This is a genomic window from Rhodococcus sp. IEGM 1366 (assembly GCF_033142425.1).
GTDB lineage: Bacteria > Actinomycetota > Actinomycetes > Mycobacteriales > Mycobacteriaceae > Rhodococcus_F > Rhodococcus_F globerula.
In genome coordinates this window covers 116,292-142,101 of the sequence record NZ_JAWLRZ010000007.1, presented here as the reverse complement: position 1 = coordinate 142,101, position 25,810 = coordinate 116,292, and the positions used below count along the sequence as shown (strand labels likewise).

23 protein-coding genes are annotated in these 25,810 nt (G+C 61.5%); 11 read left to right on the top strand and 12 right to left on the bottom strand.

Features of this window, described 5'->3' with window-relative positions; all coding sequences use genetic code 11:
• Nucleotides 1–2 precede the first annotated feature (2 nt).
• A complete protein-coding gene (locus R4P64_RS21770; RefSeq protein WP_033231640.1) occupies nt 3–1,190 on the bottom strand; it encodes a 4-hydroxybenzoate 3-monooxygenase in 1,188 nt (395 codons plus the stop codon).
• A 309-nt stretch (nt 1,191–1,499) separates the two neighbouring features.
• On the opposite strand from R4P64_RS21770, the gene R4P64_RS21765 reads away from it, so the two are divergent.
• Complete coding sequence (locus tag R4P64_RS21765) at nt 1,500–2,306, top strand: glycosyltransferase family 2 protein (RefSeq protein WP_230590013.1); 807 nt, start codon at nt 1,500–1,502, stop codon at nt 2,304–2,306.
• Nucleotides 2,303–3,646, top strand: coding sequence for a lipopolysaccharide biosynthesis protein (locus R4P64_RS21760; RefSeq protein WP_317822697.1), 1,344 nt, complete (start codon nt 2,303–2,305; stop codon nt 3,644–3,646). Before R4P64_RS21765 ends, R4P64_RS21760 begins: the two co-directional genes overlap by 4 nt.
• On the opposite strand, the gene R4P64_RS21755 is transcribed toward R4P64_RS21760, so the two are convergent.
• The 8 genes from R4P64_RS21755 to R4P64_RS21720 all read right to left on the bottom strand — a co-directional run bounded on the left by R4P64_RS21755 (nt 3,631) and on the right by R4P64_RS21720 (nt 14,165).
• Nucleotides 3,631–4,536 (bottom strand): glycoside hydrolase family 16 protein, encoded by a 906-nt coding sequence (locus tag R4P64_RS21755; RefSeq protein ID WP_317822696.1) that lies wholly within the window; start codon nt 4,534–4,536, stop codon nt 3,631–3,633. The genes R4P64_RS21760 and R4P64_RS21755 overlap by 16 nt on opposite strands.
• Nucleotides 4,533–4,730, bottom strand: coding sequence for a hypothetical protein (locus tag R4P64_RS21750; RefSeq protein WP_033231638.1), 198 nt, complete (start codon nt 4,728–4,730; stop codon nt 4,533–4,535). The genes R4P64_RS21755 and R4P64_RS21750 overlap by 4 nt, the downstream gene beginning before the upstream one ends.
• Complete coding sequence (locus R4P64_RS21745; protein WP_317822695.1) at nt 4,727–7,012, bottom strand: hypothetical protein; 2,286 nt, start codon at nt 7,010–7,012, stop codon at nt 4,727–4,729. The genes R4P64_RS21750 and R4P64_RS21745 overlap by 4 nt, the downstream gene beginning before the upstream one ends.
• The gene (locus R4P64_RS21740; RefSeq protein ID WP_317822694.1) at nt 7,009–9,024 is read right to left on the bottom strand and encodes a glycosyltransferase family 2 protein; all 2,016 of its coding nucleotides are present in this window, start codon (nt 9,022–9,024) and stop codon (nt 7,009–7,011) included. Before R4P64_RS21740 ends, R4P64_RS21745 begins: the two co-directional genes overlap by 4 nt.
• 98 nt (nt 9,025–9,122) lie before the next feature.
• A complete protein-coding gene (locus tag R4P64_RS21735) occupies nt 9,123–10,364 on the bottom strand; it encodes a hypothetical protein (protein WP_317822692.1) in 1,242 nt (413 codons plus the stop codon).
• A gap of 3 nt (nt 10,365–10,367) precedes the next feature.
• Complete coding sequence (locus tag R4P64_RS21730) at nt 10,368–11,360, bottom strand: NAD-dependent epimerase/dehydratase family protein (RefSeq protein WP_317822690.1); 993 nt, start codon at nt 11,358–11,360, stop codon at nt 10,368–10,370.
• Nucleotides 11,361–11,485: 125 nt separating this feature from the next.
• Nucleotides 11,486–12,382 (bottom strand): glycoside hydrolase family 16 protein, encoded by an 897-nt coding sequence (locus tag R4P64_RS21725; protein ID WP_080711608.1) that lies wholly within the window; start codon nt 12,380–12,382, stop codon nt 11,486–11,488.
• A gap of 322 nt (nt 12,383–12,704) precedes the next feature.
• Nucleotides 12,705–14,165, bottom strand: coding sequence for an MFS transporter (locus R4P64_RS21720; protein WP_317822687.1), 1,461 nt, complete (start codon nt 14,163–14,165; stop codon nt 12,705–12,707).
• Nucleotides 14,166–14,325: 160 nt separating this feature from the next.
• Between R4P64_RS21720 and R4P64_RS21715 the strand changes: the two genes are divergently transcribed.
• The 3 genes from R4P64_RS21715 to R4P64_RS21705 all read left to right on the top strand — a co-directional run bounded on the left by R4P64_RS21715 (nt 14,326) and on the right by R4P64_RS21705 (nt 17,491).
• Nucleotides 14,326–15,000 (top strand): TetR/AcrR family transcriptional regulator, encoded by a 675-nt coding sequence (locus R4P64_RS21715; RefSeq protein WP_317822685.1) that lies wholly within the window; start codon nt 14,326–14,328, stop codon nt 14,998–15,000.
• Nucleotides 15,001–15,164: 164 nt separating this feature from the next.
• Nucleotides 15,165–16,553, top strand: a complete 1,389-nt coding sequence (locus R4P64_RS21710; RefSeq protein WP_317822684.1) for an HNH endonuclease signature motif containing protein — start codon at nt 15,165–15,167, stop codon at nt 16,551–16,553.
• A gap of 164 nt (nt 16,554–16,717) precedes the next feature.
• Nucleotides 16,718–17,491 (top strand): class I SAM-dependent methyltransferase, encoded by a 774-nt coding sequence (locus R4P64_RS21705; protein ID WP_317822682.1) that lies wholly within the window; start codon nt 16,718–16,720, stop codon nt 17,489–17,491.
• Between the two features lie 4 nt (nt 17,492–17,495).
• Here the strand turns inward: R4P64_RS21705 and R4P64_RS21700 are convergent, their stop codons facing one another.
• Nucleotides 17,496–17,822, bottom strand: a complete 327-nt coding sequence (locus tag R4P64_RS21700) for a gas vesicle protein K (RefSeq protein ID WP_317822680.1) — start codon at nt 17,820–17,822, stop codon at nt 17,496–17,498.
• 119 nt (nt 17,823–17,941) lie between these two features.
• Here R4P64_RS21700 and R4P64_RS21695 point away from each other — a divergent pair, with 119 nt between their 5' ends.
• Nucleotides 17,942–19,555, top strand: a complete 1,614-nt coding sequence (locus R4P64_RS21695; RefSeq protein WP_317822679.1) for an amidohydrolase — start codon at nt 17,942–17,944, stop codon at nt 19,553–19,555.
• 42 nt (nt 19,556–19,597) lie between these two features.
• On the opposite strand, the gene R4P64_RS21690 is transcribed toward R4P64_RS21695, so the two are convergent.
• Entirely contained in the window at nt 19,598–20,245 is a 648-nt protein-coding gene (locus R4P64_RS21690) for a TetR/AcrR family transcriptional regulator (protein WP_116103540.1), read from the bottom strand.
• A gap of 158 nt (nt 20,246–20,403) precedes the next feature.
• On the opposite strand from R4P64_RS21690, the gene R4P64_RS21685 reads away from it, so the two are divergent.
• From R4P64_RS21685 to R4P64_RS21665, 5 genes are all read left to right on the top strand, one after another.
• Nucleotides 20,404–21,903, top strand: a complete 1,500-nt coding sequence (locus R4P64_RS21685) for an APC family permease (protein ID WP_317822676.1) — start codon at nt 20,404–20,406, stop codon at nt 21,901–21,903.
• A gap of 136 nt (nt 21,904–22,039) precedes the next feature.
• Nucleotides 22,040–22,549, top strand: a complete 510-nt coding sequence (locus tag R4P64_RS21680) for a putative immunity protein (protein WP_317822674.1) — start codon at nt 22,040–22,042, stop codon at nt 22,547–22,549.
• An 85-nt stretch (nt 22,550–22,634) separates the two neighbouring features.
• The gene (locus tag R4P64_RS21675; protein WP_317822672.1) at nt 22,635–23,831 is read left to right on the top strand and encodes a DUF6745 domain-containing protein; all 1,197 of its coding nucleotides are present in this window, start codon (nt 22,635–22,637) and stop codon (nt 23,829–23,831) included.
• 70 nt (nt 23,832–23,901) lie between these two features.
• Nucleotides 23,902–24,357, top strand: a complete 456-nt coding sequence (locus R4P64_RS21670; protein ID WP_317822670.1) for a hypothetical protein — start codon at nt 23,902–23,904, stop codon at nt 24,355–24,357.
• A 33-nt stretch (nt 24,358–24,390) separates the two neighbouring features.
• Nucleotides 24,391–25,065 carry a dihydrofolate reductase family protein gene (locus R4P64_RS21665; RefSeq protein ID WP_317822669.1) on the top strand — a complete coding sequence of 225 codons (675 nt, stop codon included), beginning with the start codon at nt 24,391–24,393 and terminating at the stop codon, nt 25,063–25,065.
• A 25-nt stretch (nt 25,066–25,090) separates the two neighbouring features.
• Here R4P64_RS21665 and R4P64_RS21660 read toward each other — a convergent pair whose 3' ends face one another.
• Nucleotides 25,091–25,708, bottom strand: coding sequence for a maleylpyruvate isomerase family mycothiol-dependent enzyme (locus R4P64_RS21660; RefSeq protein ID WP_317822667.1), 618 nt, complete (start codon nt 25,706–25,708; stop codon nt 25,091–25,093).
• Between the last annotated feature and the right edge of the window lie 102 nt (nt 25,709–25,810).

Genomic DNA, 25,810 nt, shown 5'->3' with positions numbered 1-25,810 from the left:
CGTTATGCCGGATACTGCCAGGGACTGGGGAATGGCAGGCCCAGGTAGACCTCGCCCAGTGCGGACTGCTCGTGCTCCGACTCCACCCACCTGGTCAGGCGAGCGCGTCGCAGCTGCCAATCCAACGGATCTGCGGACAGCGAGTGCAGTGTTTCGGTAAGCATTGCGGAGAAGTGCTGTGCCTTCCAGATACGTGGAAGGCAGGTGCTCGAGTATGCGTCGAGGTGCTCACTGCCGCCGGTCAGGTAAAACGCACCGAGTGCATAGGACAGCGTGACTGCGTCGGACACTGCAAGATTGAGACCCTTTGCGCCGGTGGGGGGAACAATGTGCGCGGCGTCGCCGAGTAGGAAGAGCCTTCCGTGTTGCATGGTTTCGCACACGTACGAGCGCAACGGGGCCAGTGATTTGTCGAAGATCTCGCCGCGCTCGAGTACCGGGAAATCGTCACTGGCGCTGCGGAGTGTCAGTTCGTCCCAGATGCGTTCGTCAGACCAGTCGCCCAGGTCGGTGTCCGCGGGAACCTGCAGGTACTGGCGGGTGATGTTCGGCCCGCGCATGCTGTGCACCGAGATGCCGTTCTCATGCGCGCAGTACATGCCCTCGGGGGTGGTGGGGGTGGTGTGCGCCAGGATGCCCAGCCACGCAACGGGATAGGTCCTCTCGAACTCTCGGACCGAGTCTGCGGGAAGGTGTGCGCGGCTCACCCCGTGGAACCCGTCGCAGCCGGCGACGAAGTCCGCGGTGATCTCGAGTAGTCCCTCTGGTGTCTGGACCTGCAGGCGGGCGCCGTCGGTGGTGGTGTCGATCGAACGTACCGAGGCCTCGAAGAGTAGAGGCTCGCCGCCCCCGACCCGGTCCGCAACGAGGTCGGCAACCAGCTTCTGCTGCGGATAGACGGTGGCGTGGCCGCCGACGAGCCTGGTGAAGTCGAGATGATGTGTGGTTCGGTCGAACCGAACATAGAACCCGTTGTGCACCATGCCTTCGCGAGTGATTCCGTCACCCACGCCGATTTCGTGCATGAGATCGACGGTGGGTTGCTCGAGGATTCCCGCTCGGGTTCGCGTCTCGATGTATGTGCGGTCGTGACGTTCGAGGACGATGGAGGAAATACCCTGTCGGTGAAGCAGAGCGGCGAGAGTCAGTCCGGCGGGTCCGGCACCGATGATCGCAACCTGAGTGTGCACGTGTAAGTTCCTTTGTTTGTCTTCGAGCGTATTCGTTGTTGCAATACCGGATCACCCGCACCTCGGCCACTGGATATTATGTGACTGTCGACACACAAGGCCTCTAGGGCTTTGCTAAGGCTTGCCTATCTTCTACTCTAAGGCATGCAGTTCGACGAACTGCATGACCTCCCGAATCCAGTTCTTGGAGAGGGACATTGTCTGGGTGTGAGCCAGTGGCCAACACATTCTCCAGGCATCGGACTGTCAATATGAGTGGAGACGATCGTCGTGAGTACTTCGATACCGACAGGTGGCCCGGCTGCCGACATCACCGGAGCGACACCGTCCGAACCGGCATCCGGTAAGGGTGGGAACCGTCCGACCGTCTCCGTCATCGTCCCGGCCATGAACGAGGCTAAAAATTTGCCGTTCGTTGCGTCGCGGATGCCTACGGATATCGATCAGATCGTCTTCGTCGACGGACATTCCACTGACGACACAGTAGCTGTGGCCCGTGAATTGTGGCCGGATGCAACATTTGTCGTGCAGACCCGTTCCGGTAAGGGCAACGCCCTGGCCTGTGGATTCGAGGCATCGACCGGCGACATCATCGTCACCATCGACGCCGACGGTTCGACCGACCCCGCTGAGATTCCCTTCTTCGTCGAGGCACTGGTCGGCGGGGCCGACCTCGCCAAGGGAAGCCGATTTGTCGGCCGCGGTGGAAGTTCCGACATCACCGGATTGCGCAACGTCGGTAACAAGGGCCTCAACGGTTTGGTCAACCTCATCTTCCGAACAAAGTTCTCCGATCTCTGCTACGGCTACAACGCCTTCTGGCGCAAGCACATCCCGCTGCTCGAACTGGCACCGGTCGAGTACCAGCGTGCGCAGTGGGGCGACGGGTTCGAGATCGAGACCGTCATCAACGTCCGTCTTGCCACGAGCGGCCTCAACATCGTCGAGGTCGGCAGCTTCGAGGGTCCCCGGATCCACGGACGCAGTAACCTCAACGCCTACAGCGACGGCATGCGAGTGCTGCGCACCATCGGTCAGGAATGGCAGCACTGGCGCGAGACCAAGACCATCCAGAAGAAGACCGCACAGGCTGACGTCCGCGAACTGACGCTGTGACCGCCCCCTCCGGCGACACCGTCGTATCGCCGGAGGCGGCAATCGCAGGTGACCCCAGCGCTGAGGGGCCCAGTACTGGGGGTTCCAGCACGAACGGCCACAGCCTCGAGCGAAACAGTCTGGCGCTCACTGTCTCAGCGCTCTTGACCGGTGTTGTGGGTCTTGTCTACTGGGCGATTCTCGGACGCCTTTACCCGGCGCGTGAGGTAGGTGCTGCCGCGGCGGTGATCACCACGGCAACCATGCTCTCGGCTTTTGGCAACTTCGGTATCGGTGGACTCTTCGAACGTTTTCTTCCGCTTGCCGGGCAGCGCTCCAAGTCGCTTGTCGGGGCGGGGTTTGCCGTCGGTGCGGTGGGCGGTCTTCTCCTGGGCGGCGGATTCCTGCTGCTTGGCCCGACGTCGGAGATGTTCCTCCATCCGTTCGAGTACTGGCTTTTCCCAGTGGTTGTGGTTGTGTTCTCCACGTTTGCCATGCTCGACCACACCGCGGTGGCATTGCGCGAAGCCGGTTGGGCCGCAGGGAAGAACGTCGCGCACGCGATTGTGAAGCTGGTGCTTGCCGCAGCATTGGCGTTTACCGCTTCACACCTCGCCATCATCTGGACGTGGACGGCACCGGCGCTGATCGCCGCACTTGTTCTGGGCGTGATGGTTGCCCGGCGGCTACGCACGCCCGACTACCAGAGCGCGGCGTCGCAGTTGCCGCCTCGGCGGGAGATCGGGAACTACCTCGCCGGTTCCTACGGCATCTACGTGGTCAGTGCGCTTGCGCCACTGCTACTCCCGTTGATCGTCGTATCGCGAATGGGTGCCGACGCCAACGCGTACTTTGCAATCTCCTGGTCCCTGGTCACCGCCGTACTGGTCTTGATGACCATGCTGCTGGGGCCGTACGTTGCCGCGTCGGCAAGTAGTGATCCGACGCGCCTGTACGGTCTGACCCTTCGATTCTTTGCGATACTCGGTGCTGTCGCGTCGAGTGGTGTGCTGCTGTTTGCCGTGATCGCGCCCGTGATGTTGGAGATTGTCGGTAAGCCGTACGCGGAGCAGGGAACTCCGCTGCTCCGCCTGGCTGCGATTGCGCTGGTTCCCGCGACAATAGTGGCCGCGTACACCGCGGTTGCCCGTGTGCGTCGCCGCTTACGCCTGGCGGTGGCAGTGCAGATCTGCAATGCGGCACTGATTCTCGGACTCAGTCTGGCATTGATCGACGAGCACGGACTTGTCGCGTTGGGCTGGGCGTACATCGTGGCTGAGTCTGTGTCTGCCGTGATCCTTGTTGTGCCACTTACCCGTGCTGTTCTTGTTATGCGGAGTGAATCTCAGTCTGTGAACTGAATGGCATCCGGTGACGGATCGTAGAAACCGGATTTCTGCATCTTCTCCAACTCGTCGAAGTCTGCCGCATACACAGTGACCCAGTCCACCTGTACGGCAACGTTGTCCGGGCGCTGCTCCGAGAAGTCGGAGCACTGTGTCATGCCCCAGTCCTCACGACGTTCACACGCTCCGGCCTCGGCTTGCAGGCCGAGCCACATGGGGACGTCCGGAACCATTGTCTCCGAATGTGCTTCGGCCCAGACTTTGCCGTCGAGCAGATAGCGGACGATGCCAGGTCCCCACTCGACCCCAACGGTGTGCCACTCGGAAAAATCTCCGCCCGTGGATACACCCTTTTTGTCGTTGCTGCCTTTGTCGTCGACCCAGTGCAGGAAGGCGGACATCTCGTCGCGGGTGCCGCTGACGCTTTCCGCGAAATCGATCTCCGGTGGCCACTTCTCGTTCTGTGGCCAGAGCAGCATGTGGTACGAGATGTCGTCGCTGTTGTCGGCGCGCATGCGGATCTCCCAGCGCCCGTACTGCTGGGTGACCGGATAATTCGACACCCCGCCGGTGATCCATCCCGAATCGGTTCGTTGCGAATTCAGGTTGAGCAGACCGTCGTCGACCTGAACCATCGACGCATCCCACGTGCTGTTCGGATTGCCGCCTGGCTGGCCGCTGTAGGTACCCCAGTCGGAACCGAGATCACAATCGTCGAAATCATCGCTGAAGATCTGCTTCCAACCTTGCAGGTCACCGCGAGGAAGTGACACGCCACCAGGTGAGGATTCCGGCGCGCACGGGTTTTCGGCCGGCGAATCGGTCGCGATCGTGCACGAGGTACAGGACGCGATGAGGGCGAGTGCCGCGATAGTTCCGGCAGCGCGCCGCCGTCGACGGCTCATACAGCCATTGCGATCAGTCGCACGAAAGTCAGAGTCGCAGCGGTGATCACACAGACGGCAAGCGCAAGGCTGATCAGTTGGGCCGCGTGTCCGCGGCCGATGCTGCCGGTGGCAGGAACCTCACGTTCACGCAGGATCACACCGGCGACCAGGAGAACGCCGGCGGCCAGGAAGAAGAAGATCGCAACACTCATGGGGACTCGAATTCGATAGCGGGTGCGTCGACACGGCGCAGGATCGTGATGCTCGGCTTTTCGATCATCGGGACGTAGAGACCGCTGTCGATGATAGCGGCCAGTTCGGCGTCGAGATATTCCTGCGTCATGCCCTGCTGCAGCAACGCCATTCCGATGCCCTGGCTCGTGACGTACACGTACATCGGGTTACGGGCCAACGCGCAACCGCTGAGGTCGTTGGCGCAGTCGTAGCTGTCCACGAACATCATTCGCGGCCCGAGCGGGTCCAGGGTCCGTCGTACACCGTTCGTGTGAGACGCATGGCTCCACGTCATGATCGTGGTCGACGGCGGAACCGCGGCGATAAACTGATCCGATACCGTGACCTGATCGGTTGTCGACGCTTCGAATGCGGTGTTCAGTCCGCGGTTTGTAGTCAAGAGCAATCCCAGCGAGACCAATGCCACGGTTGCAGCGGCCACCCGAACCCCGTGGGACGGTCGTGTCTTGCGCCTCCTCGTGTGATTTGCCGACGAGACCGGGTTGAGTGCCTTGCGGATTTGGTTGCCGGCATGCGCGAGGGCGACGGCGGCAAAGGGAGCCAGGACCGGGGAGGCGAGAACGAAGCAACGGATGATCATCTCGCCGCCGTAGCTTTGCAGCAGGACAAGCGAGAACGGTGCCGCGGCAACGGCTCCTGCCACGAGCCAGGTTCGTCGGTGGCGTGAGAGCACCCAACCTGCAAAGGCCACCACCGCGAGTATCCCGGACGCACCCATACGCAGGTACTGCATCTGCTGGTACGTCGGATCTCCGGTGATGCGCTCGCCCACACCGCGGCCCACCGAATTGCCGACCTGCCCGATCTCGCTGAAGATCGACTGGAGGTGGCCGATCCAGAAGTCGGTGGCGCCGTAGCTGAACCATGCCGCGAACACCAGACCCGCTGCCAGCCACATGGTCCGGTAGCGCGTTGCTCCGAACAGTGAGAATGATGCGAGGACCACGATGACCAGGATCGGGGTGATCTGGTGACTGACGGTGGTGGCGACGATGAGGAGCAGCAATACCGCGCCCACCGCGAGTGTGCGGAGTGAATCGAAACCGGGAACGAACCCGGGGGTGCGCCGAGGCGCCGAGACGATGAATCGGCCGATCCCGGAACCGATTACCGGAAGTGGTGAGCGTCGAAGCTGCCACAACAGGGTCGCCAGGATAGTGGTGTAGAAGATCGTCGCGACAGCCTGCGGGGCGAAGTAATCCTGCTGGTACCAGTTGAAGAGTTGGTAGATCACCACCGCCAGCCAGGCGAGCCGAACGCGGCCGGTGATGGCAATCGCGATGGCGTACAGCGGAAACGCCAGTAGCGCGCCCATGTACAGCGGCGCCCACAGAAGCAGTACGGTCGCATCGGGAACATCGGCGACAGTGATCAGATGTGCCCCGGCGGAGAAGAATCCGGCCCAACTGAATCGTGCGTCGATCGAGTTGGGGAGAGTGCCGCTCTGAGCCAGAATGTTGATGAAACCACGATGTACAAACGCGACCGGTACGGTGGTCTCGCCGGTGGCAACCGGCACGAGCATCGTGGTGTAGAGAATCAGCATGACGGTGTTTGCCGCCATCAACACGTGGTCGATCAGGCGTCGATGCAGGGTGTACACGATTGTGCCGCAGAGCGTTAGCAGTCCGAGCACGTAGATCGGCCCGATTTCGGTGATGATGCCGAAGTGGCCGGCAGCCGCGATGTCCAACCTTGCAGCGGCGACCAGGAACAGAATGAGGGCGATCAGCAGTGCACCGAAACCGATTGCCCGGCTCCGGTCGACATAGCGCAGGCGCTGGCGTTCGCCGTTCGGCAGTCGGAAGTCGGACGGCACAGTGCGCGAGGCGCCGGCGCAGAGTGCGAGTGCGAGGAGCACCAAGATGAACTGAGTGCGCAGCGGACTCCACCACGAGGCCACCATCGTCAGTTGACTGGCCAGGATAGTGACGGCCAACGACACCGACACGATCAGGGCAGCCGAGAGCGCGCGGCCTGGAATGCGCAGCGCAACAACGACGGGCAGTCCGGGAACCAGGGTCATACCGGCAAGCGCGATCAGCAGGCGGATCGGCGCGGGCACGAAGTCGGCGATGTCGGTTGCCACGGCGAGGTTGAGCACGAACATGGCAACCGCAATTGCCACGCCGATTCTCAGGCAGATACGGGGATTCCACCCGTAGTGGGGGAGCGATGCCACGGACTTACCCGGCCGGAGATCGATGATGTCTGTGTCGGTGTCTATTTCGGTGCTCACCGCCCGGCACCGACCCGGCGCGCGTTCAGGTGGCTACGAACGAAGAGGACCGGTCCTGCAAGGTAACCCAGGGCTTCGAGGATTCGCAGGTGCAGCGGCCAGTCGGACGGGAAGTCGATGTTCTTCGTGGACGTCGGCGAGATCAGCATGTGGATACCCCGTGGGATACGCGTGAGGATCGGCCGCGGTGATCCGGACAGGACGAACTTGGTCAACGACGCGGCCATACCGGTGCCGTAGCCGTAACTTTGCACCCGAAGTTCCGGCATGTTGTCACGGTGGTAGTGCCGCACAACGGCGTTCGGATTGTAGGCAATAGCCCAACCGTCGAGGAGTGCGGCGCGGAAAGCGTCGAGGTCCTCACCGCCGTGGGTGGGGGTGCCGGTGCCGAGGCGCTCGTCGAATCCGCCGATCGAGTGCAGGGCAGTCGATCGGAACGCCATGTTGTTGCCCGATCCGCACTCGCCTGCTGTGTAGGGGAAGAACGGACCGTGGGGACCGTATTCGCCGAGTGTGCCGTCTGTGCCGAGCGCAGTCTCTTCGCGCGAGTTCATCGCCCAGAGCGTTGCTACCTCACCCTTGTCGAAGACCTTTGCTTCCTCGAACCAGGCTTGCTCCCTGGTGTTGGATTCTGTACCGAGCACTCGGCCGGTCACGACTCCGACTGAACTGGTGTTGTCGGCGTGGAAGCTGGTGACAATGCCCGAGATCCACCCGGGATCGGGGACTGCGTCGTCGTCGGTGAAGGCGACGATGCGGCCCTTGGCGCTCTGATGTCCTTTGTTTCGGGCCGCCGAGACACCGGGGATGGGCTGTTCCAGGATTGACAGGCGGGGGTCGTCGATGTCGGCCAGAATCCGCGCGGCCTCACTTCGGTGGGGACGGTTGTCGACTACCAGCAGTTCGATATTGCGGTGGTCCTGCGCCAGCACGGTACGCACGGTGTTGAGCAACGAATCGCGACCGACAGTGGGAATCACAACGGTGATCAACTCGTCGGCGGCGACGGGTGCTTCGGCCGGTTTTTCCACTGGCGCTTGTACTTCCGAACTGGTGGTGCGACGGCCTTGGCGAATGGCCGCGGCCGCAGTGGCTGATGCGGTGACAAACAATCCGAGGATCATGACAAGAATCCGGGACACCGCGCTGATGCCGTTGCCCGTTACCGCGCCGCGGAGATAGCGGAGAACCCCGGTGGTCAGAGTACGAATGACAAAACTTCGTTCGGCTGCGAGCCCGGCCTTGCCGCCCACCATGTCGGACAGCACGGCCTTGGAGCGGCCCTCGTGGCGGCAGCGACTGATGAAGTAGCGCAGGGTACTACGGGTGCGGGGAACAAAGTGGTCGACGGCAAACTCCTCGATCCGCACAACCTTGGATCCCGGGAATTGCTGTCGTAGTTCAATTCCCATGAGGGTTTCCTCGCAGCCGGCCGGCACTGTTCCGACGCGGCCCAGGCGGTCGGAGAAACCGCCGATCTTCTGCAATTCGGCACGGCGGACAGCCATGGCGGCGCCGATCGGATTGCGGATCTCTGCGCCGTCGGCGGCAAGCCCGCGGTAGTCGCAGCCCACGACCCAGCCGAACTCGTCCGGGAACCACGACGGTGGTGCTCCCGCTTCCCATTTGGCGTGTACTGCACCGCCGACGGCGATAACGGAAGCGTCAGAGAAGGCGCTGCGAACGCTGTCCAGTGCCCCGGGTCGGAGCACCGCGTCGTCGTCGACGAACGCGACCAACTCAGTCCGCGCTGCCGCGACACCGGTGTTGCGGGCGCCGGACAGGCCACGGGTCGCCGCGTTCGGAATCACGGTGATGCCACTCGGGAAGGCGGAAATCAGATCTGCGCGGAGTGCGTCGTTGTGGTCCACGATCACAATCAGTTCGTCCGAGTCCGGGCGAAGCTGCGTCTGGGCGCTGCGGATGCCGGTGGACAGCTGATCCAGACGGTCGTGGGTGTAGCAGCAGATCAATACGGTGATCCCGGGGACCAGGTGGGTCTGCGCTGTCAAGACGTACTCCGACGGGGTCTAGGCGGGGTGCAACACCACCCCTGGAAGGGCAGCCTTACCTATGTTATCGGACGCCCATGGTATCGGGGCACATCGGGTCAGTTAACAGAAGACAAATAGGCAATCGGATCGGTGGCAGCGCACTCCAGGGCCGACGTCACCAGGGCCTGCGGAAACACGTTTCCGTGGAACGACGCCGTCGTCGCGAGCGCACCTTCCACGATTGCCCACGTGAGCGTTATGCCCTCTGGGCCGACAGGGTCGTTGTGCGCCGAGTAGAACGGTGACGCGTCGGTGAGCCACGGAACCTGACCTTGTCGCGGCACCGGGCCGATGCTCGAAAACAGCAGCTGGGCCTGGGGATCTCGAGGGCGACTGATCGGATATGCGCCGGAATTGTTGATTCGCAAGCCGATTCGGGTCCGCATCATGTTCAGGGCGAGGTTCGCAACGGGCCGGCCCGTTGCCACCGCCTCGGACGTGGCCTCGTGGATGCGGCCGGGCGTCGGGTTCGCCCCCAGATCGAATTCGAGTCCGGAGACGAAGTTTCCCAACGGAACTCGACCTGCCGCAAGGTAGCGTCTGGCATCGAGGGTCACAGTTGCAACGGGATTGATGGCGAGCCCGGCGTCGGCCAGCGCGCGGTGCAGCACCGAAGCGGTCAGGGCGTACATCGACACCGACGGAAGATTCTGGTCCCGCCACATGCGCAACGACCGAACGGTGTCGGGATCAGTGGTGACCACGGCAGCAGTGCGGGCGGGAATCCACGGTTCCACCGGCCCGGACTGTGCGGGACGCGGCGTCCGATCGAGTGATCGACGCAGCGCCCAGCCGCGCCGTGGATCCGAACCGTAGGTGCGTAGCGCGGCAGTGGTGATCCCCGAGCGCGAGGCACGCGACGGTTGCCACACTCGAGGATCGGCGGGGTCGATCATGCCGAGGATGACTTCGTTCATCATGAGCGTCAGAGCGACTTCGCCGAGACCGTGGTTGTGGTCGGTGCGGAGATAGTTCCCGGCCACTGTGACGGTCGTGGGGCGGTCCTCTCGCGAGACGTTCGACGCCGTATCGAGCAGGTCCATCGGGGAGGTCGGCGGATCGAGCCGAACTACTTCGGGGGCACACGATTCGGGATCGAATGTCCACCGATTGCCGTGCGCTGACGGTCTGAGTCCGAGGCGTGTGTGTGGCCCTGCTTCGGCCATCGTGCGAAGTCGAGCGGCAATGGTGGCGTCGTCAGGGAGATGTACGGGGCCGATGACGGACGTGATCCGCGTCCGGCTGTGCATCACGTCCAGATGGCTGACGCGAAGAGATGCTTTGGGGGATGGCGGCATTTTTCAGACGAGCGTCGAGGGTGCTGTATCGGAAGACGGTGCTGTATCGGACGACGTTGTATCAAGTTTCCGGAAGAAGTCGACGGTGCGGGCGATCCCCTCCGACAGTGACGTCGACGGTGTCCATCCCAATTCCGTGCGTGCCAGTGCGGCGTCGAGCGCGGACCGGCGAACATCCCCGAGTCGCGCCGGCATCCACGTGGGTTCTGCCGCGACGCCGGTGGCGTGCGCAAGCAATGCGTGTAGTTCGCGGTCGGACGTCTCCACTCCGGTTCCGATATTGAAGCGTTGTCCCGAGCCCGCGGTGCTCGATGCTGCGATCAGCGCCGTCACCACGTCCTCGACGAAGACGTAGTCCCGCGTATTTCCACCGTCGCCGAACAGGAAAGTGTTTCCGCCGGAAAGCATTTCGCGCGCGAAGATTGCGACGACGCCAGCCTCGCCGTGTGGATCCTGGCGGGGTCCGTACACGTTGGCCGGGGCGATGTGTGAGCAATCCAGACCGTGGAGTTGCCGGAAGCAGTTGAGGTAGTTCTCGGCGCTGATCTTGCTGCATGCGTAGGGCGAGAGCGGGTTGACCGGAGCGTGCTCGGAGACGGGCAGGTGTTCCGGTGATCCGTAGATGGAACCGCCGGAAGACATGAACACGATCTTGCGAGCTTGTGCCGCGATCGCCGCAGATCCGATTTTCACAGTGCCGAGGATATTGGCGTCGGCGTCGTTGATCGGGTCGGCGACGCTGTGCCGCACGTCGATTTGCGCTGCGAGATGGAAAACCACTTCGGGAGCGAACGTCTCGAACAGCGGACCGATCTTGTCGTCCCGAATGTCGAGAACTTCGAGGTCGACATCTGCGGTCGCGAGCGCCGCGTCGAGGTTGTCTACCCGGCCGCGGCTCAAGTCGTCTATGACGAGCACTTGGTGACCGTCCTTGCGCAGGCGATCCACTAGCGTCGAGCCGATGAATCCGGCTCCTCCGGTAACCGCGGTGCGCACAGGTTTGCCTTCCCTTACTTTCGATGACTTTTGGGAGTCTAGGCAATCGGGTCCGAAAACGGGAATCTACGCCCATTGGGCTGGTCGAGGCACAGCTTTGTGCCTCGACCAGCTGTCAGGAATTGTTACGCGCCGTCCCACGCGTGCACTGTCACCCAGTCGACGAGGAAATTGCCGCCGCCAAGAGCCGGGTAGAGGCTGGACTCGAGCTGGAGCTGCCAACGCATCGCGGTATCGGGGATTCCCCGCGTGGACTCGAGCAAGACCTTGTCGTCGAGCATGAATCGAACAACAGACGGAGTCCATTCGATCGTGACAACACGCCAATCCGCGTAGGTAGAGGTGTCGACATCGGAGAGCGCCTGGGAGTTCGCGTCCGCGCCGTCCTCGGCGTAGTGGTGGAAGCCGTAGATGGGTCCCGTCAGTGGGCCCTCCGGGAAGTTGATTTCGCCTTCTTCCGGCCATCCTTCGGAGTCCGGCCACAGCAGCATCGCCAACCGGTAACCGGTGATCGCCGGATGACTGACCTTGATGCGCGCCGAGTAGCGCCCGTACACCTGGGCCTGGCTGCTGCCATTGATGACGGGGGACATGTTGGCTCCGGCACGGCGGCCGTCGACGTCGTGGAGGTAGTAGTCGAGTACGCCGTCGTGTGCGCTCACTACTTCGTCTGCGCGGTAAGGGTTCTTGTTGTACGTGTCGAGGTAGCACTCGGGGTACGTCCGCCAGCGTGTGTTCTCGGTTCCGGTGTAGACGATCTTGCCGGGGTTGTTGCACTCGTCGTTTGCGAAGCTACCGATCGGAGCATCGGTCGTGAAGTCGTCGACAAAGATTTCACGCCAACCGGGCAACGCTGCTCGGGGCGCTGCCTGCGTCCCGCTGACGCCACCACCGGACGAGCCGGCCGATCCGGTGAGTTGCGCTTGAGCGGTCGAGGGCAAGAGGATCCCGAGCACAGTCGCGGCGACCAGCGCCGCTGCGGCAGTGCTGCGGCGGCGAGACCGCTGGGTGGGCAAACGCATCTGACTTCTCCAAAGGGTTGAATGAGCGGCACGACGCACGGGTCGAACGACCAGTTTGCCGATCGCAGACCGTGGGTACTTTACTTACTCTTGGTCAGGAATGGGCACCTACCTCGAGCGCCTGCGTGTTCTGGGAAATACCGAGACAGCCCCGGCTGCACTCAGAAGACTCTCAGAAACCCTGCGTAGGTTGGGTTTCGGCTCGTTGACGCCTCTGGGATGTTGACGTGACGGATGCTGCAGATATATCGCAGCGAAGAAATACGAAAGCCGCCGCTACCCCATGGGGTACCGGCGGCTTTCGCACTGTGTCGGTGTCGGTTCAGTGAGCCGCTGCGGGTTCCGCGGGTACGTAGTCGGGAACGTCGCGGGCCGGGTTACGGAACTTCGGCAGGAATGCTGCCAGGAAAAGCGCGATGAGGGCCGATCCCGCGGCCAGGGCCATGATGACGCGGAACGCGTTCTCGGTCGGCAGCGTGGTGTCGCCGAGAGTCATTGTCATCTGAGCCAGGACGACGCCGGCGATTGCGCTGGCGAACGATGTGCCGAGTGCGCGCATCAGGGTGTTCAAGCTGTTGGCCGCACCGGTTTCCGAGGCGGGAACCGCACCCATGATGAGGGCTGGCATCGCGCCGTAAGCCATGCCCGTTCCTGCGCCGATGATGAGGGCGATCATGACGAGTTGCCAGATGGAGTGCAGCGCGAAGATGCCGATGAGATATCCGATCGCAACGACGACTGCACCGATCATGAGTGTGATCTTGGGGCCGTGGGTGTTGGTGATCTTGGAGGAGACCGGCGCGATGAGCATCATGATGATGCCGGATGGGGCCATGACCAGACCGGCGATGAGCATCGACCCGCCGAGTCCGAAGCCGGTGGCTTCCGGCAGTTGGACAACCTGGGGGAACACCATGCTGGAGGCGAACATCGCGAATCCGAAGACGGCGGAAGCGAGATTGGTCAGTAGTACTTGGCGACGCGCTGACACGCGCAGGTTGACCAGTGGCTTCGGGTTGCGCAGTTCCCACCAGGCGAAGATGGCGAATGCGATGACGGCGGCAGCGAGCATCGAGACTGTGAGTGCGCTCGCCCATCCCCAGGAATTGCCCTTGGAAATCGCCAGAAGCAGGGTGATGAGTGCGACCGAGAGTGTGAGGGCTCCGACGAAGTCGAATTTGCCGCCGGTGCGGACAGTCGATTCAGGCACGATGACCAGGATCAGACCCGTCACGATGGCGCCGAGGACTGCCGATGCCCAGAACAGAACGTGCCAGTTGGCGTATTCGGCGATCATAGCTGCGATCGGAAGTCCCAGTGCGCCACCGACTCCCATGGCTGCGCTCATCATCGCGACGGCGCCGGCCAGCTTCTTGGGCGGAAGCACGTCACGCATGATGCTGATACCTAGAGGGATGACACCAGCGGCGAGTCCCTGGAGGACGCGCCCAAAGACGAGTGGGACAACGCTCGAACTCATGGCACCCACAATCGAGCCGACCACCAGAAGTGCCAAGCTGATCAGGAGTAGGCGGCGTTTGCCGAACATGTCGCCCAACCGGCCCATCGTCGGGACGGCAACGGCTGAAGCGAGGAGGGTGGCGGTCACTACCCAGGCTGTGTCCGAGGCGGACGCGTTCAGGTATTCCGGAAGGTGCGGAATGATCGGGATGACCAGCGTTTGCATCAGCGAGACCACGATGCCGGCAAACGCCAGAATTGCTACTACGGCAGTAGTTGACGGCGGTGCGGCTTTACTGGGTTCAGAAGTGGATATCGACATTGGAAAGCTCCATCAGAGAAAAGTAAAGAAGTCTTGAATTAAGTCAACTGATTGAATAAAGTTAAAGCAGCTGACTGACTTCGCGCAAGCGCTGCGAGGTCGATGGTGATCAACGTCTCGGTGCGCACATAGTGCCGAGCACCTGACTGTGGCGGTAGATGTGGCAGCAAGAACTGAAGATGCGATCAGCGATTCGGGTACCCCAGCGGGCTCTCTTCGTTCCGTTGCAACCCGTGAGCGGATACTCGAAGTCGCGGAGCGGTTGTTTGCCGAGCACGGGATCTTTGCCGTCTCGAATCGTCAGGTGAGCGAGGCCGCTGGGCAGGGCAACAACGCCGCCGTCGGATATCACTTCGGTACAAAAATCGATCTACTCCGTGCAATCGTGAACAAACATGCCGCGCCGATCGAGCAGAAGCGCAAGGAGTTGCTGGCCGACGTCAAAGGTTCGACAGATCTCCGTGACTGGATCACATGTCTGGTTCGAGCGTCCACTGATCATTACAACGAATTGACCGGACCCGCGTGGTATGCGCGGTTCAGTGTTCAGCTGATGGCCGATCCCACGCTGCGGGCCGTTGTCTACGAAGATGTTTCGTCATCGGAGCTCTTGCAAAAGATGCTCGGCGCGCTCGCCGCTTGTCTGCCCGACATGCCGGACGATGTTCGGCGCGCCCGCGGTGAAATGGCGCGGTATGTGATGCTGCACATGTGTGCCGAACGCGAAAGGCTCCTTGCCGGCGACGAATCGGTAGAGGTCTCGAGCTGGGATGATTTCACGACGGATATCGTCGACGCGCTCGTCGGGCTCTGGAGTGCGCCGGTGACGCGCTGAAAGTTGTTGTCCCGGATCCGGTTGATCAATGTCACTGGCTGAGAATCTCTTTCGCCAGAGGTGGCCGTTGTGATTGTTCGTGTCTACGCGTGAAATGTGCCCGAAATATCCCTTGAATCGAATGTTTGTTCGAGTATACTTGTGTCAAGGGTGGGGAGGCCTTGATGACGACGGTTTGTGATTCAACTTTGGTGGGGGATGTTGTTGCTGGTTCGGCTGTGGGTGTGCGCGGCAGGTTGTGGCGGTTACGCCCAGCCGAGGTTCGGGACGTTGCAGTCTGTGTATCTGCGGAAATTCTTCGGTTGGAAGCGATTCGGGTTGCCGCAGTGGATGAGTTGGCGCTCAATCCGGACGAGCAGGTGCTCTGCTACCGCGGTGTGGGGCGCTGGTTGGCGGCGAACACGATGCTGCAGAACGCGGCGGGTAACAAGATCGCCGCTCTCGGTGCCGCGCTGCGAGGGTTTCCGGACATTAATGCTCAATTCGAGGCCGGTGACCTCTCGTTCGATCATGCGGCGATAATCGTGGCATTCTGCGAATCACCACCAAAAGGTATGCCTGAGAACGCGTTACCGTCCTGCATGGCAACCCTTCTCGCTGCCGCGTCGGGTGTCGAGGCGACCACCATCAAACTGCGGTATGCGATTGCGGTTCTCGAGCGGATCTTCGAATCCGACGACACCCCACCCGGTGAGGACGACGACCTCAATGTCTTGCGGATTTCGCCGACGTTGAACGGGCGGGTCGCTATCAAGGGCGATTTCGACGCGTTGACCGGCGAAATGTTGTTGTCGGCTCTCTCGGGTTTGTCGATGCCGAAACCGGCTGCTGACGGGACCCCGGATCAGCGATCAGCTGCCAAACGCACCGCGGATGCCTTCACGGAACTGATCCGTCGGTACCTCGACAATGCCATGACCGGTGTTGACGGTGGTCAGCGTCCGCATGTGAATGTGCATATCACCGCGAAAGACCTTGCCGAGCATCGGGAATGCGCCACCACGCGCAGCGATACCGCATCAGGTAGCGATGCCAATTTCGGCGATGCCGAGTTCTACGGCAGTGCATTCGATGACGACGAGCCTGATTTCGAAGATCTTGACGTCGGATACATGCCCTGGATGGGACCACTCAGCGTTAGCCTCACCCGGATGCTCGCCTGCGATTGCATGCTCTCGACCGTGTTGATGGACGGCAATGGCGCACCGTTGGATGCGACTCCACATAAGCGTCTCGTCACAGCAGAACAACGAACGGCGCTGATCGCCCGGGACAAAGGTTGCGCCTTCCCGAACTGCGATGCGGTACCCGCCTGGTGCGACGCCCACCACATAAATCCGTGGTCAACCGGAGGCTTGACGGTGATGGACAACCTCGCCCTCCTCTGCCGGAATCATCACCGATTGATCCACAGCACCAGTGGGTTCCGCAGCATCTGGGAAATCAAAATGGGCGATGATCACAAACCATGGTTCATCCCACCAGTTGCGATCGACCCGAAACAACGACCCCGCCGCTCCACAACCCGCCAAGGCCCGGTCCACCGAGGCTGAATCCGGCTGCGCCGGAACTAAATACCGCGCCTAAGCTTCGCATCACCAGTCAAGACGATGCGAAGCCCCCCACGCATGTGCCAAGAATCCGAGCAAGGGTTTAGGGCTGGATGAGCAGGGCTACCCGTAAAGCTCAGGTTGCCAACGCGTAGGAGGAGCAGGTTGTGACCGCCGACGGACCCCAATCGCCTCGCCAACCGAGTTCAGCCGATTTTGATGCGCTGTATCGCGGCGACTTCGATGCCTTTGCGCGCAATACGGAGTTGCCTGACGCTGCACAGCGCAACGAACTCGACTTCGACCGAGTGCCATGGGATATCGGTGAAGCACAACCGGTGGTTCGGAAACTCGAAGCCGACGGCCAGTTAGCGAGTGAAGTCCTTGATATTGGTTGTGGTTTGGGTGAAAACGCTCTGTTTCTTGCCGACCGTGGGTACCAGGTGTGTGCACTCGACGCCTCACCTACGGCGATTGGGATCGCACGCGAACGCGCCGGTCTGCGGGGACTCGAGAAGGCAGTGGATTTTGATGTTGCCGACGCCATGACGCTTGATGGGTACGAGAATCGGTTCACCACTGTTCTCGACAGCGCGCTGTACCACTGCTTCCCGGAAGATCAGCGCCAACCGTATGCCGAGGCAGTACTACGAGCCTGCCGACCCCAAGCCCGGCTTCACCTGGTGTGCTTCTCGGACGAGGTTCCAGAGGAATTTCCTGGTCCTTATCGAATCAGTGAGGACAATCTGCGTCGAACGCTGGCCGACGCTGGTTGGATCGTCCGGCACCTCGAACGTACCACTTACACCACGGCGTTCACCCGCGGAGAGTTTGCACGCCAAGCTAACTCACCCTTGGCTGCTATCGTCGAAGGGCTGGGTTTCGATTCCCGCGACAGGCTTCTGGCTCCGGCGTGGCTGGCGACAGCCGAACATCCCTGAAAACTTATTCGTCGGCAAGAAATGGTCCGAGGGGGCCGAGATCGATGTTGAGGTCTTCGGGCGTCGGATCAAAATGCTCGCGCAACTCTTCCATCTTCTCCTCGAGTAACATCAGTGTGGTGCCGATGCGTTCGACCTGCGCGTCGGACAGGTCGCCGACATCTTCTGGTGACACTGCTTGTGTTGCAAACAAATCCGACCGCACCGCGTCGTAGGGGCGGTCGGGGTGTGGTGTGAATTTGCGGCGCCGGTAGATCACGGCAAGGAAGGCCGTACCGGACGGTTGTCTGAGTGGCGTTGACGCATTGCCTCGCGTTTGACCCACACCCATCTATAGAAGAAATCGCCGTAAAGCACTCAAATCGCAACGTGGAAACTGCTATTGACGTCGATGAATCTGCCGTCTAAATTAATCGAATCAAATTCGATTAATGCATGGAGGTGCGGTAGGTGGAGGCCGAACTACTTTTTGTCGGAGGCACGATACGCACGGGGGATTCGGTGCAGACGGTCAGCGACGCGCTCGCTGTGGTCGGCGGTCGCGTGGTTGGACTGGGGGAGCAGGCTCGTGCATTGAAGTCGACGCGAACCGAAGTCATCGATTTGGAGGGTGGGGCACTACTGCCCTCGTTCGGCGACGGCCATGTTCACCCGTTGATGGGTGGCCTGGAAATGCGTGGTGCCAAGATTCGCGACTGCAACAGCGTCGATGAGGTCTTGCAGGAGGTGCGTCGCTGGGCGGATGAGAACCCCGACGCCGAGTGCATATTCGGTGAGGGCGTGTCGCCTACCCTCGCTCCGGGCGGTCGGTTCGATGCTCGCTGGCTCGACAGCGTGGTCGAGGACAGGCCCGTCGTCCTGCGCACGATGGACTATCACACCGCGTGGGTCAACAGCGCTGCACTGCGAAGCGCCGGGTTGACGCGCGATACGCCGGATCCGGTCGGCGGAGAGATCGTGCGAACGTCGGACGGTGAGTTGCTCGGGACCCTACGTGAATGGGGAGCGATCAACCCGGTACTGGCATTATTGCCCGCCGTAACCCTCGATGTGGGAGTTGATTCGCTTGCGGCAGCATCGAAAATGCTTGCCGCAGCAGGTATCACCTGGGTGCAGGACGCGTGGACCGAACCAGGCGATGTCGAGATCTGGCTGGCCACCGCTGAAAGTGGGCGCCTGTCCACCCGGGTAAATCTTGCATTCCGAGCGACACCTGAGAGTTGGCAGGGCGACCTGCCGGCGTTTGTCGAAGCCCGGCAGAAGGTCGCAGAACGGGGTGGCGACGCAGTCAAGGCAGGAACGGTGAAGTACTTTGCCGACGGTGTCATCGAGGCCGGAACGGCAGCGCTCCTCGCGCCGTACACGGATTGCCCGCATTCCCACGGAATCAGCAATTGGACAACCGATGAACTCGGTCGAGCTGCCGCTGAAGTGGACCGGTTGGGTTTTCAGATTCATATCCATGCCATCGGCGATGCAGGTGTACGCATGGCCCTCGATGCAATCGAATACGTCGATCGATGTAATGGCCCGCGTGATCGACGCGCCACTATCGCGCATCTCCAATTGGTTGATGGCAACGACCTGGACCGATTCACGTCATTGGGAGTGATCGCCAACTTTCAGCCGCTATGGGCCCAGCTCGACCCGCTGATGACGGAGCTGACCATTCCGCGGATCGGCGCCGACCGTGGTGACCGCCAATATCGCATCGGAACCCTCGCTGAGCGCGGCGCGCGGGTGGCATTCGGCAGCGATTGGCCCATCACCGCCTTCGAGCCGATCAAGGGAATTGCCACTGCGATTCACCGCCAGACGCCGGCTGGTATCCCGAGTGAAGGATGGCTACCTCGCGAACGCGTCGGCCTCGATTGGGCCCTGGCAACATACTCGGCGGGCGTCGCCTATCAGGGATTCGAAGAGGACATGTGGGGTTGCCTTCGGCCGGGAATGCGAGCCGACATGATCCAGCTTCCCGTCGATCCCGGCCAACTTGGCTCCGCCAAGGAGCTCAGCGACTTGGTTGTCTCCCGAACGTGGTTGGGAGGTAGGCAAGTTCACTGAGCGCTGCTTGTCATGGCGCATGCCTGGATCTGCCACAGCTGCTCACGAGGAGGACGCTGGGCGCGCCGATGTCTCGTGCACTTCCTCGAGGAGGCGTCGAAAGCCTGACAGCAGAGCCATCCAACCGAGTTCGAAGGCTTGCTCGGCTCTGGCTGGACCCCGCGGCGCCGCAGCAAGCGCCAGAGTCAGAGCGTCGTCGGGTGTTGTCGAGTCCGCTTCGATCATGACTTCCGGTGCCGCTGCATCCAGTGCGGCGCCGAGGAGAAAGTTCTCGGCAGCGGTGATGACCGCCAAGATGTGGTCGTCCGGGAATCCGGCTTTCCGGAGGCCTTCTGCGGGAGCGTAGTAGACCGATAGCGACGTGGGATCACGCACCGTCTCCGTAGCGAGGAGGCGGATCGAGGTGGGGTGTCTACTGAACGCGGATCGATACGATCGAGCCCATGCAGTAAACGCGTCGTCCCAGGTTAGGCGCTCGAACGCCGACCCGTCGATTTCCCGTACGACGCGGTTTCGAACGAGTTCCACCACGGCCGCGCGACCCTTTGCATGGTGATAGATGGATGACACCTGCACATTCAGGTGTTTTGCAAGATCAGGCATTTTGAAGTCGCCGTCACGATCGACGAGCGCGAGCGCTGCCTCCGCAATTCGTTCGCGGTCCAGACGTGCGATGCGCGGTCTTCCCATCGTCCCCCCACCTCTCAAATCGAAGTTCATTCGATTATGCCCTTGTGGCGCCAGTCACAACGATCTACCATAATCGAAACTGATTCGATTAATTCTGGTTGCACCCATATCTGCCTGTTTCGGATAGTCGCCCCTCGCCCTGACTGGAGAAGTTGCTCATGAAGAAAACTGCACCCGAACCCGCTCTGAAGCTGGAAGGAGGCGTCCTCGGCACCGCCGGCATCGTCTTCTTTGTCGTGGCGGCGGCGGCGCCATTACTGGTGATGGCAGGGGTTGCGCCTCTGGCCTTGAACATTGCCGGCATCGGGGCCCCCGGCGGATACATTTTGGCCGGGCTCGCACTAGGAGTGTTTGCAATCGGCTTCACTGCGATGAGCAAGTACATCCACAATGCAGGCGCCTTCTACGCCTATATCTCCGTCGGGCTCGGCCCTCGGTGGGGCCTGGCCGCAGCGGTGCTTGCGCTGGTGTCCTACAACGCCCTCGAGATCGGAATCTTCGGGGCCCTAGGCTATTTCGCGCAGTCAACCATGGCGGACTTGGTTGGGCTGGATCTGCCGTGGGGAGTGTGGTCCTTAATCGGGGTTGCCTTGGTCTGGTTCCTCGGATCTCGATCGGTACATCTCGGCGCTCGGTTCCTGATCCTGTTGCTGACCGCGGAGACGGGGATTCTGGTGCTGCTCGCAGCCGCCGTTCTTTTTCAAGGCGGCGCCGTGGGAATTGATCTCGACTCCTTTGCGCCGTCTAACGTATTCAGCCCCGGTCTCGGTGGGGTGCTGACCCTGGCCTTTGCTGCGTTCATCGGATTCGAAGCGACTGCCCTGTACCGGGAAGAAGCAAAAGATCCCGCTCGGACGGTTCCGCGGGCGACCTACATCGCGGTGGCCTTCCTGGGTCTCTTCTACGCATTCATGGTGTGGATCATCATCCAGGCGTACGGACCGGATCAGGCTCTCGAGCTAGCGGCTAACGATCCCGCCGGTATGTACTTCAACGCCATCGAGCACTACGTCGGAGGTTGGGCGAGCACCCTCATGGAGCTGTTGATCATCACGAGCATTCTCGCCAGCCTGCTCGCGTTCCACAACGCAATCACCCGCTACGTCTTTGCGCTTTCGCGCGAACGTGTATTGCCCCAGTTCCTGGGCAAACTACACCCGGTCTACAAGTCCCCCTATGTGGCCAGCGCGGTACAGAGTCTCCTGGCGATGGTGGTAATCGTCGTGTTCGTAGTCGTCGGCGCCGACCCTTACCTCGAGCTCCTGCTGTGGGTGAACTCGCCCGGTATCGTCGGCATCGTCGTGCTTCAGGTCATGGCGGCCGCGGCAGTTATCGCATTCTTCTGGAACGATCGTCGCGGGCATTCGGTCTGGAGGGTGCTCGTAGCTCCCGTATCCGCTCTTCTGATGTTGACTTATGCAACGTATTTGATCGTGGACCAGATGGAGTTGATTACTGCCGCTGGAACCGCAGTGAACGTGGTGCTCGTCGCCGTCACGCCTGTGAGCCTGGCTGTCGGTTGGCTTCTCGGTATCCGGCTTTCACGACGCGACCCGGCGCAACTCTCGAGGCTGGGTACCACTGACGTCGACGCCGAACCGACGACGGAGTCTGACGGCGCGAGCAATTCATCCACCTCGCCTGGTCAAGTAACGTAGAGCCGTCCGAGCAATTGTCTCCGAGCAATTGTCTCCGAGCAATTGTCTCCGAGTAATTGTCAAGGGCGGCAAAGTCTCTGCCGAGTTCCCCAGGAAGCAGTGTTTGGCCGCCGCGAGCAGATGGAGCGTACGAACCATGATCCTCCCGAAGGTCCGGGATCCGCGCTTCGTGACGATCCGTCGTGGTGGGACCCTCACAGATTCCGATCACCATCTCCTCGCTCTCTGGGCGGCATCGTGCGCCGAGCACGTCCTTCACCTTTTCGAGTCGGTTCAGCCGCAGGATCCGCGGCCGCGTGAAGCGATCGAGGGTGCGCGAGCCTGGGTGCGGGGTGAGGTCACGATGATGCAAGCTCGCGCTGCGGGCGGTCATGCAATGGGCGCGGCTCGGGACCTGCGTGGGCCGGCGCGGCATGCTGCGTACGCTGCCGGACAGGCCGGAGCCGTCGCACACGTCGCCGCGCACGAACTTGGTGCTGCCGCCTACGCGATCAAGGCCGCACGTGCTGTTGCGACGGAAGACGATGAGGCTGCGGGCCGACTCGAGTGCCAGTGGCAGCGCGACCAGCTCCCGGTATCGATTCGTGAGTTGGTACTTGATGACCAGCGGCTACGGAATGACATCTGCTGGTCGGTGTTCGGCTGATGAGGTACCGGCCTTGCGTTCCGCGCTTCCTCGTGTCACCCTCGATAACTATGACTACACGAAAGGCCGACACCGCCACCATCGCGTGAGCGCCGCGCCGATGTACTCGGTGTCGCGACACCGAGCATCATTCACCAGCAACGTTGATGCTGTGCGGAACGAGTGGCTGGAACACGGTCTCTGCGCACGCCCCTCCGACCGCGACACTGCAGAATGGGCTGTCGCGCAACTGTATCGGCGATCAGGATTTCCGGAGCCGGAGTTCCTCTGGGTTCCTTCGCCCCCAGCTGGATCAGATCTGATTGTGGCCGAAGGCTTGTCGATGTCGTTGGACAGCAACCGACTTCGCTGCGCTTCCGCCCGCATTGCGAGCATGTTTTCGGACTTACGCAGCCGCATGGATGCGCACATCGAGCGTCGAAGATCAGACTGGCCGAACGAACGCTGGGGGATCGACACTGCACGTACTCAGTCTCCCGAGGATGCGGTTCGGCTGGGAATCAGCCCCGATCGGATCATGAGAGCAGCTGTCTGGGACTCGTTGCACACCACACTATTCGACGGGGTTGCGGCTGCGATACGGACGATGTCGACTCCCGTCCCGGGAAGCGTGACGTGGTACGGACAGCAGGAAGCTCATCGAATCGCCTACTACGACGCCTACCGTCGATGCGGTCTTACTTCTTTCCATTCCGACGATGACGAACTACTTGACATTCACACCGCTCTGGCTGGTGCAACCGGATGGTGGTGGGCGTTCGACACCATATGCGTCATGTCGGAAAGGCCCACCGTCCTGCATACCGAACCCACACCGGGCCGAGTGCACAACGAACGTCGGTTGCATCATTCGGATTCTCCAGCAATTGAATTCGACGACGGACACCGCGTCTACGTTCAGCATGGGACGATTGTTCCCAGCTGGGTAGTTCTCGATCCGACGGCCGAACGCATTGCGGACGAACGGAATATCGAGGTCCGCCGCTGTGCGATCGAGCGCATCGGATGGGACACCTACATCGATACGGCTGGACTCGCACTGGTCGACCAAGCTGATGATCCCGGCAATGCCGGGCACACGCTTCAACTCTATGCTTCGCCCGACGGCTGGGGACGTAGTGGTCGAATCCTGCTTGCAGTCAACGGCTCTCCTGAACGCGACGGGCGGCGTCGTCGTTACGGGCTCTACGTCCCCGGATGGTTCTCGTCAGCCCTGGACGCTGCAGGCTGGACCTACGGCATAGCCGGTGCCGATTACGCCCGACTCGTTCGTCGAACCTGACCCAGCCGCGAATACAAAATTCTGAACCGTAATTCCCGAACATCAAACTATGAACTCCCAGGTGATTCATATGAATTCGACCATGACTTTGTCCGCGCTCACTGCCCTCACGGGCCTCGATGTCTTCGACTATCTCGACCGAGAAGTATCCATACCCGTCGTTGACGGCTTGCAGGCACAAGGTGATCTCATCGTGGTCCCGTATTCGCTTGTCGCCAAGATCGTCTCGCCCGCAGCGTGGACGAGGTCGGTGAACGTACCACTCTCCGGAGTGGAGTTGCTACGCAGTGCGGCGGGCGGGAATCCGCACAGCCTGGTCGCCGACGAAGGTGTGTGCACGTGGTCGTCGCCGGTGAGAGATTCCCGGGGTCTTGCTTTAGGCATCCTTGATACCCACGTGACTGCTTATCTCATCCACCCAGAGCATGGCGCCACTGGTATCGCGCCAGGCCGCTATGTCATCGGACGGCAGCGAGAGCGGGGCGCCGGACGGGCGATCAATGGGATGCAACTCGTCGCAGATTGACGCCCTGGACCTCGTCCGAGCAAGCTTAGGTCAGTGATATTCGAGGATGCCCGTGAACACTCGATGGTGGAGAAGGGAATTGCGGCCATGAAACTGACGACCATCACTAATGTCTCCCTCGACGGCGTTATGCAGGGGCTCGGCGGGGCGGATGAAGACCGCAGAGGCGGATTCGAGCGTGGCGGATGGGCGCTGCCACTGTTCGGCAAAGACATCGAGGGTACGACGTTCGTCAAGGACGTCTACCAGCGCGCCGACGCCTTCCTGTTCGGACGGCGAACCTATGAGATCTTCGCCGGATACTGGGGAGTGATGGAAGATTCGGGTAACCCCATCGCAAAGGCATTGAACACGCGGCCCAAGTACGTGGCATCGACAACGCTCACCGGACCGGGTTGGGCGAATACGACCGTTCTCTCCGGCGACCTTGTGACGGCCATCCGCGAGCTGAAAGCCAAGCCTGGCGGTGAGTTGCAGGTACACGGCAGCGGCAACGTCGTTCGCTGGCTGTTCGACAACCGGCTCGTCGACGAGATCACCCTGCTCATCTATCCCATGATCATCGGCCAGGGCACGCGGCTATTCCCCGAGTCGGGACCGGATATCGCACTGGACCTGGTCGACTCGCGAGTCACGTCAAAGGGCGTGACAATTCAGGTTTACCGGCCCACCGGGCGACCGGAGTATGCCACCGCTGTCGCCGACTGAAGCACGCTCCATTGGTGTTGAAGCGTCAGTTGCCGTTGTGAGACATGCGGGCGCGGAGAACATCAACGCCGTCGCCTTCAAGATCGTCGAGCACCGATGCCCTCCCGACCATTGCGAGGGCCAGCGCCTCCGCTCGCCCGTGGACTTCTGGTCCGGTGCCGTGTTCCCAGGGGAGATCGGAAGCAGTGAACCGGAGGCCCTTGGTGAATCGACGCGGCTGTGCAAAGGGATCGGGTCGATCGAGTACAAGTCGTAGACGCTCCGGATCGATCGTTCGAGGTAACCCGAGCGGTCGCCTGATGTCCTGCTGGTGCACAACATGGTCGGAAAGGGTGAGGCGTGGGGCATATCTTGCGAACCAACTCGTGGTCGCGGAAGCTGCGAGACGATCGACGAGGATGTCTGTCGGCACGTCATTCTGTGCGGTGACGTAGCGTTCGTTGACACGGTTAGCGGATAGATTGTGCAGCGCTGCAAGGAAATAGCGAGGCATCGTAACGGAATCCATCGACACGTGTATCGCAACGTCGCGCACCGACCAGTGTCCGCAAAGTGACGGGACTGACCACTGGTCGGGGCTCAACGTCTCCAGTAACGAGACCAGTTCCCGACGTTCGGCGAGGATGTGAGCTTTGGTGTCCATACCGGCACGGTAGTGTGACCTCGCGGATTACGGCGCCGAACACTGGTGATGGCGAACGCTGCGATGCTGCTGCCGCGCTGACTGCACTTTCTTCTGTGACGA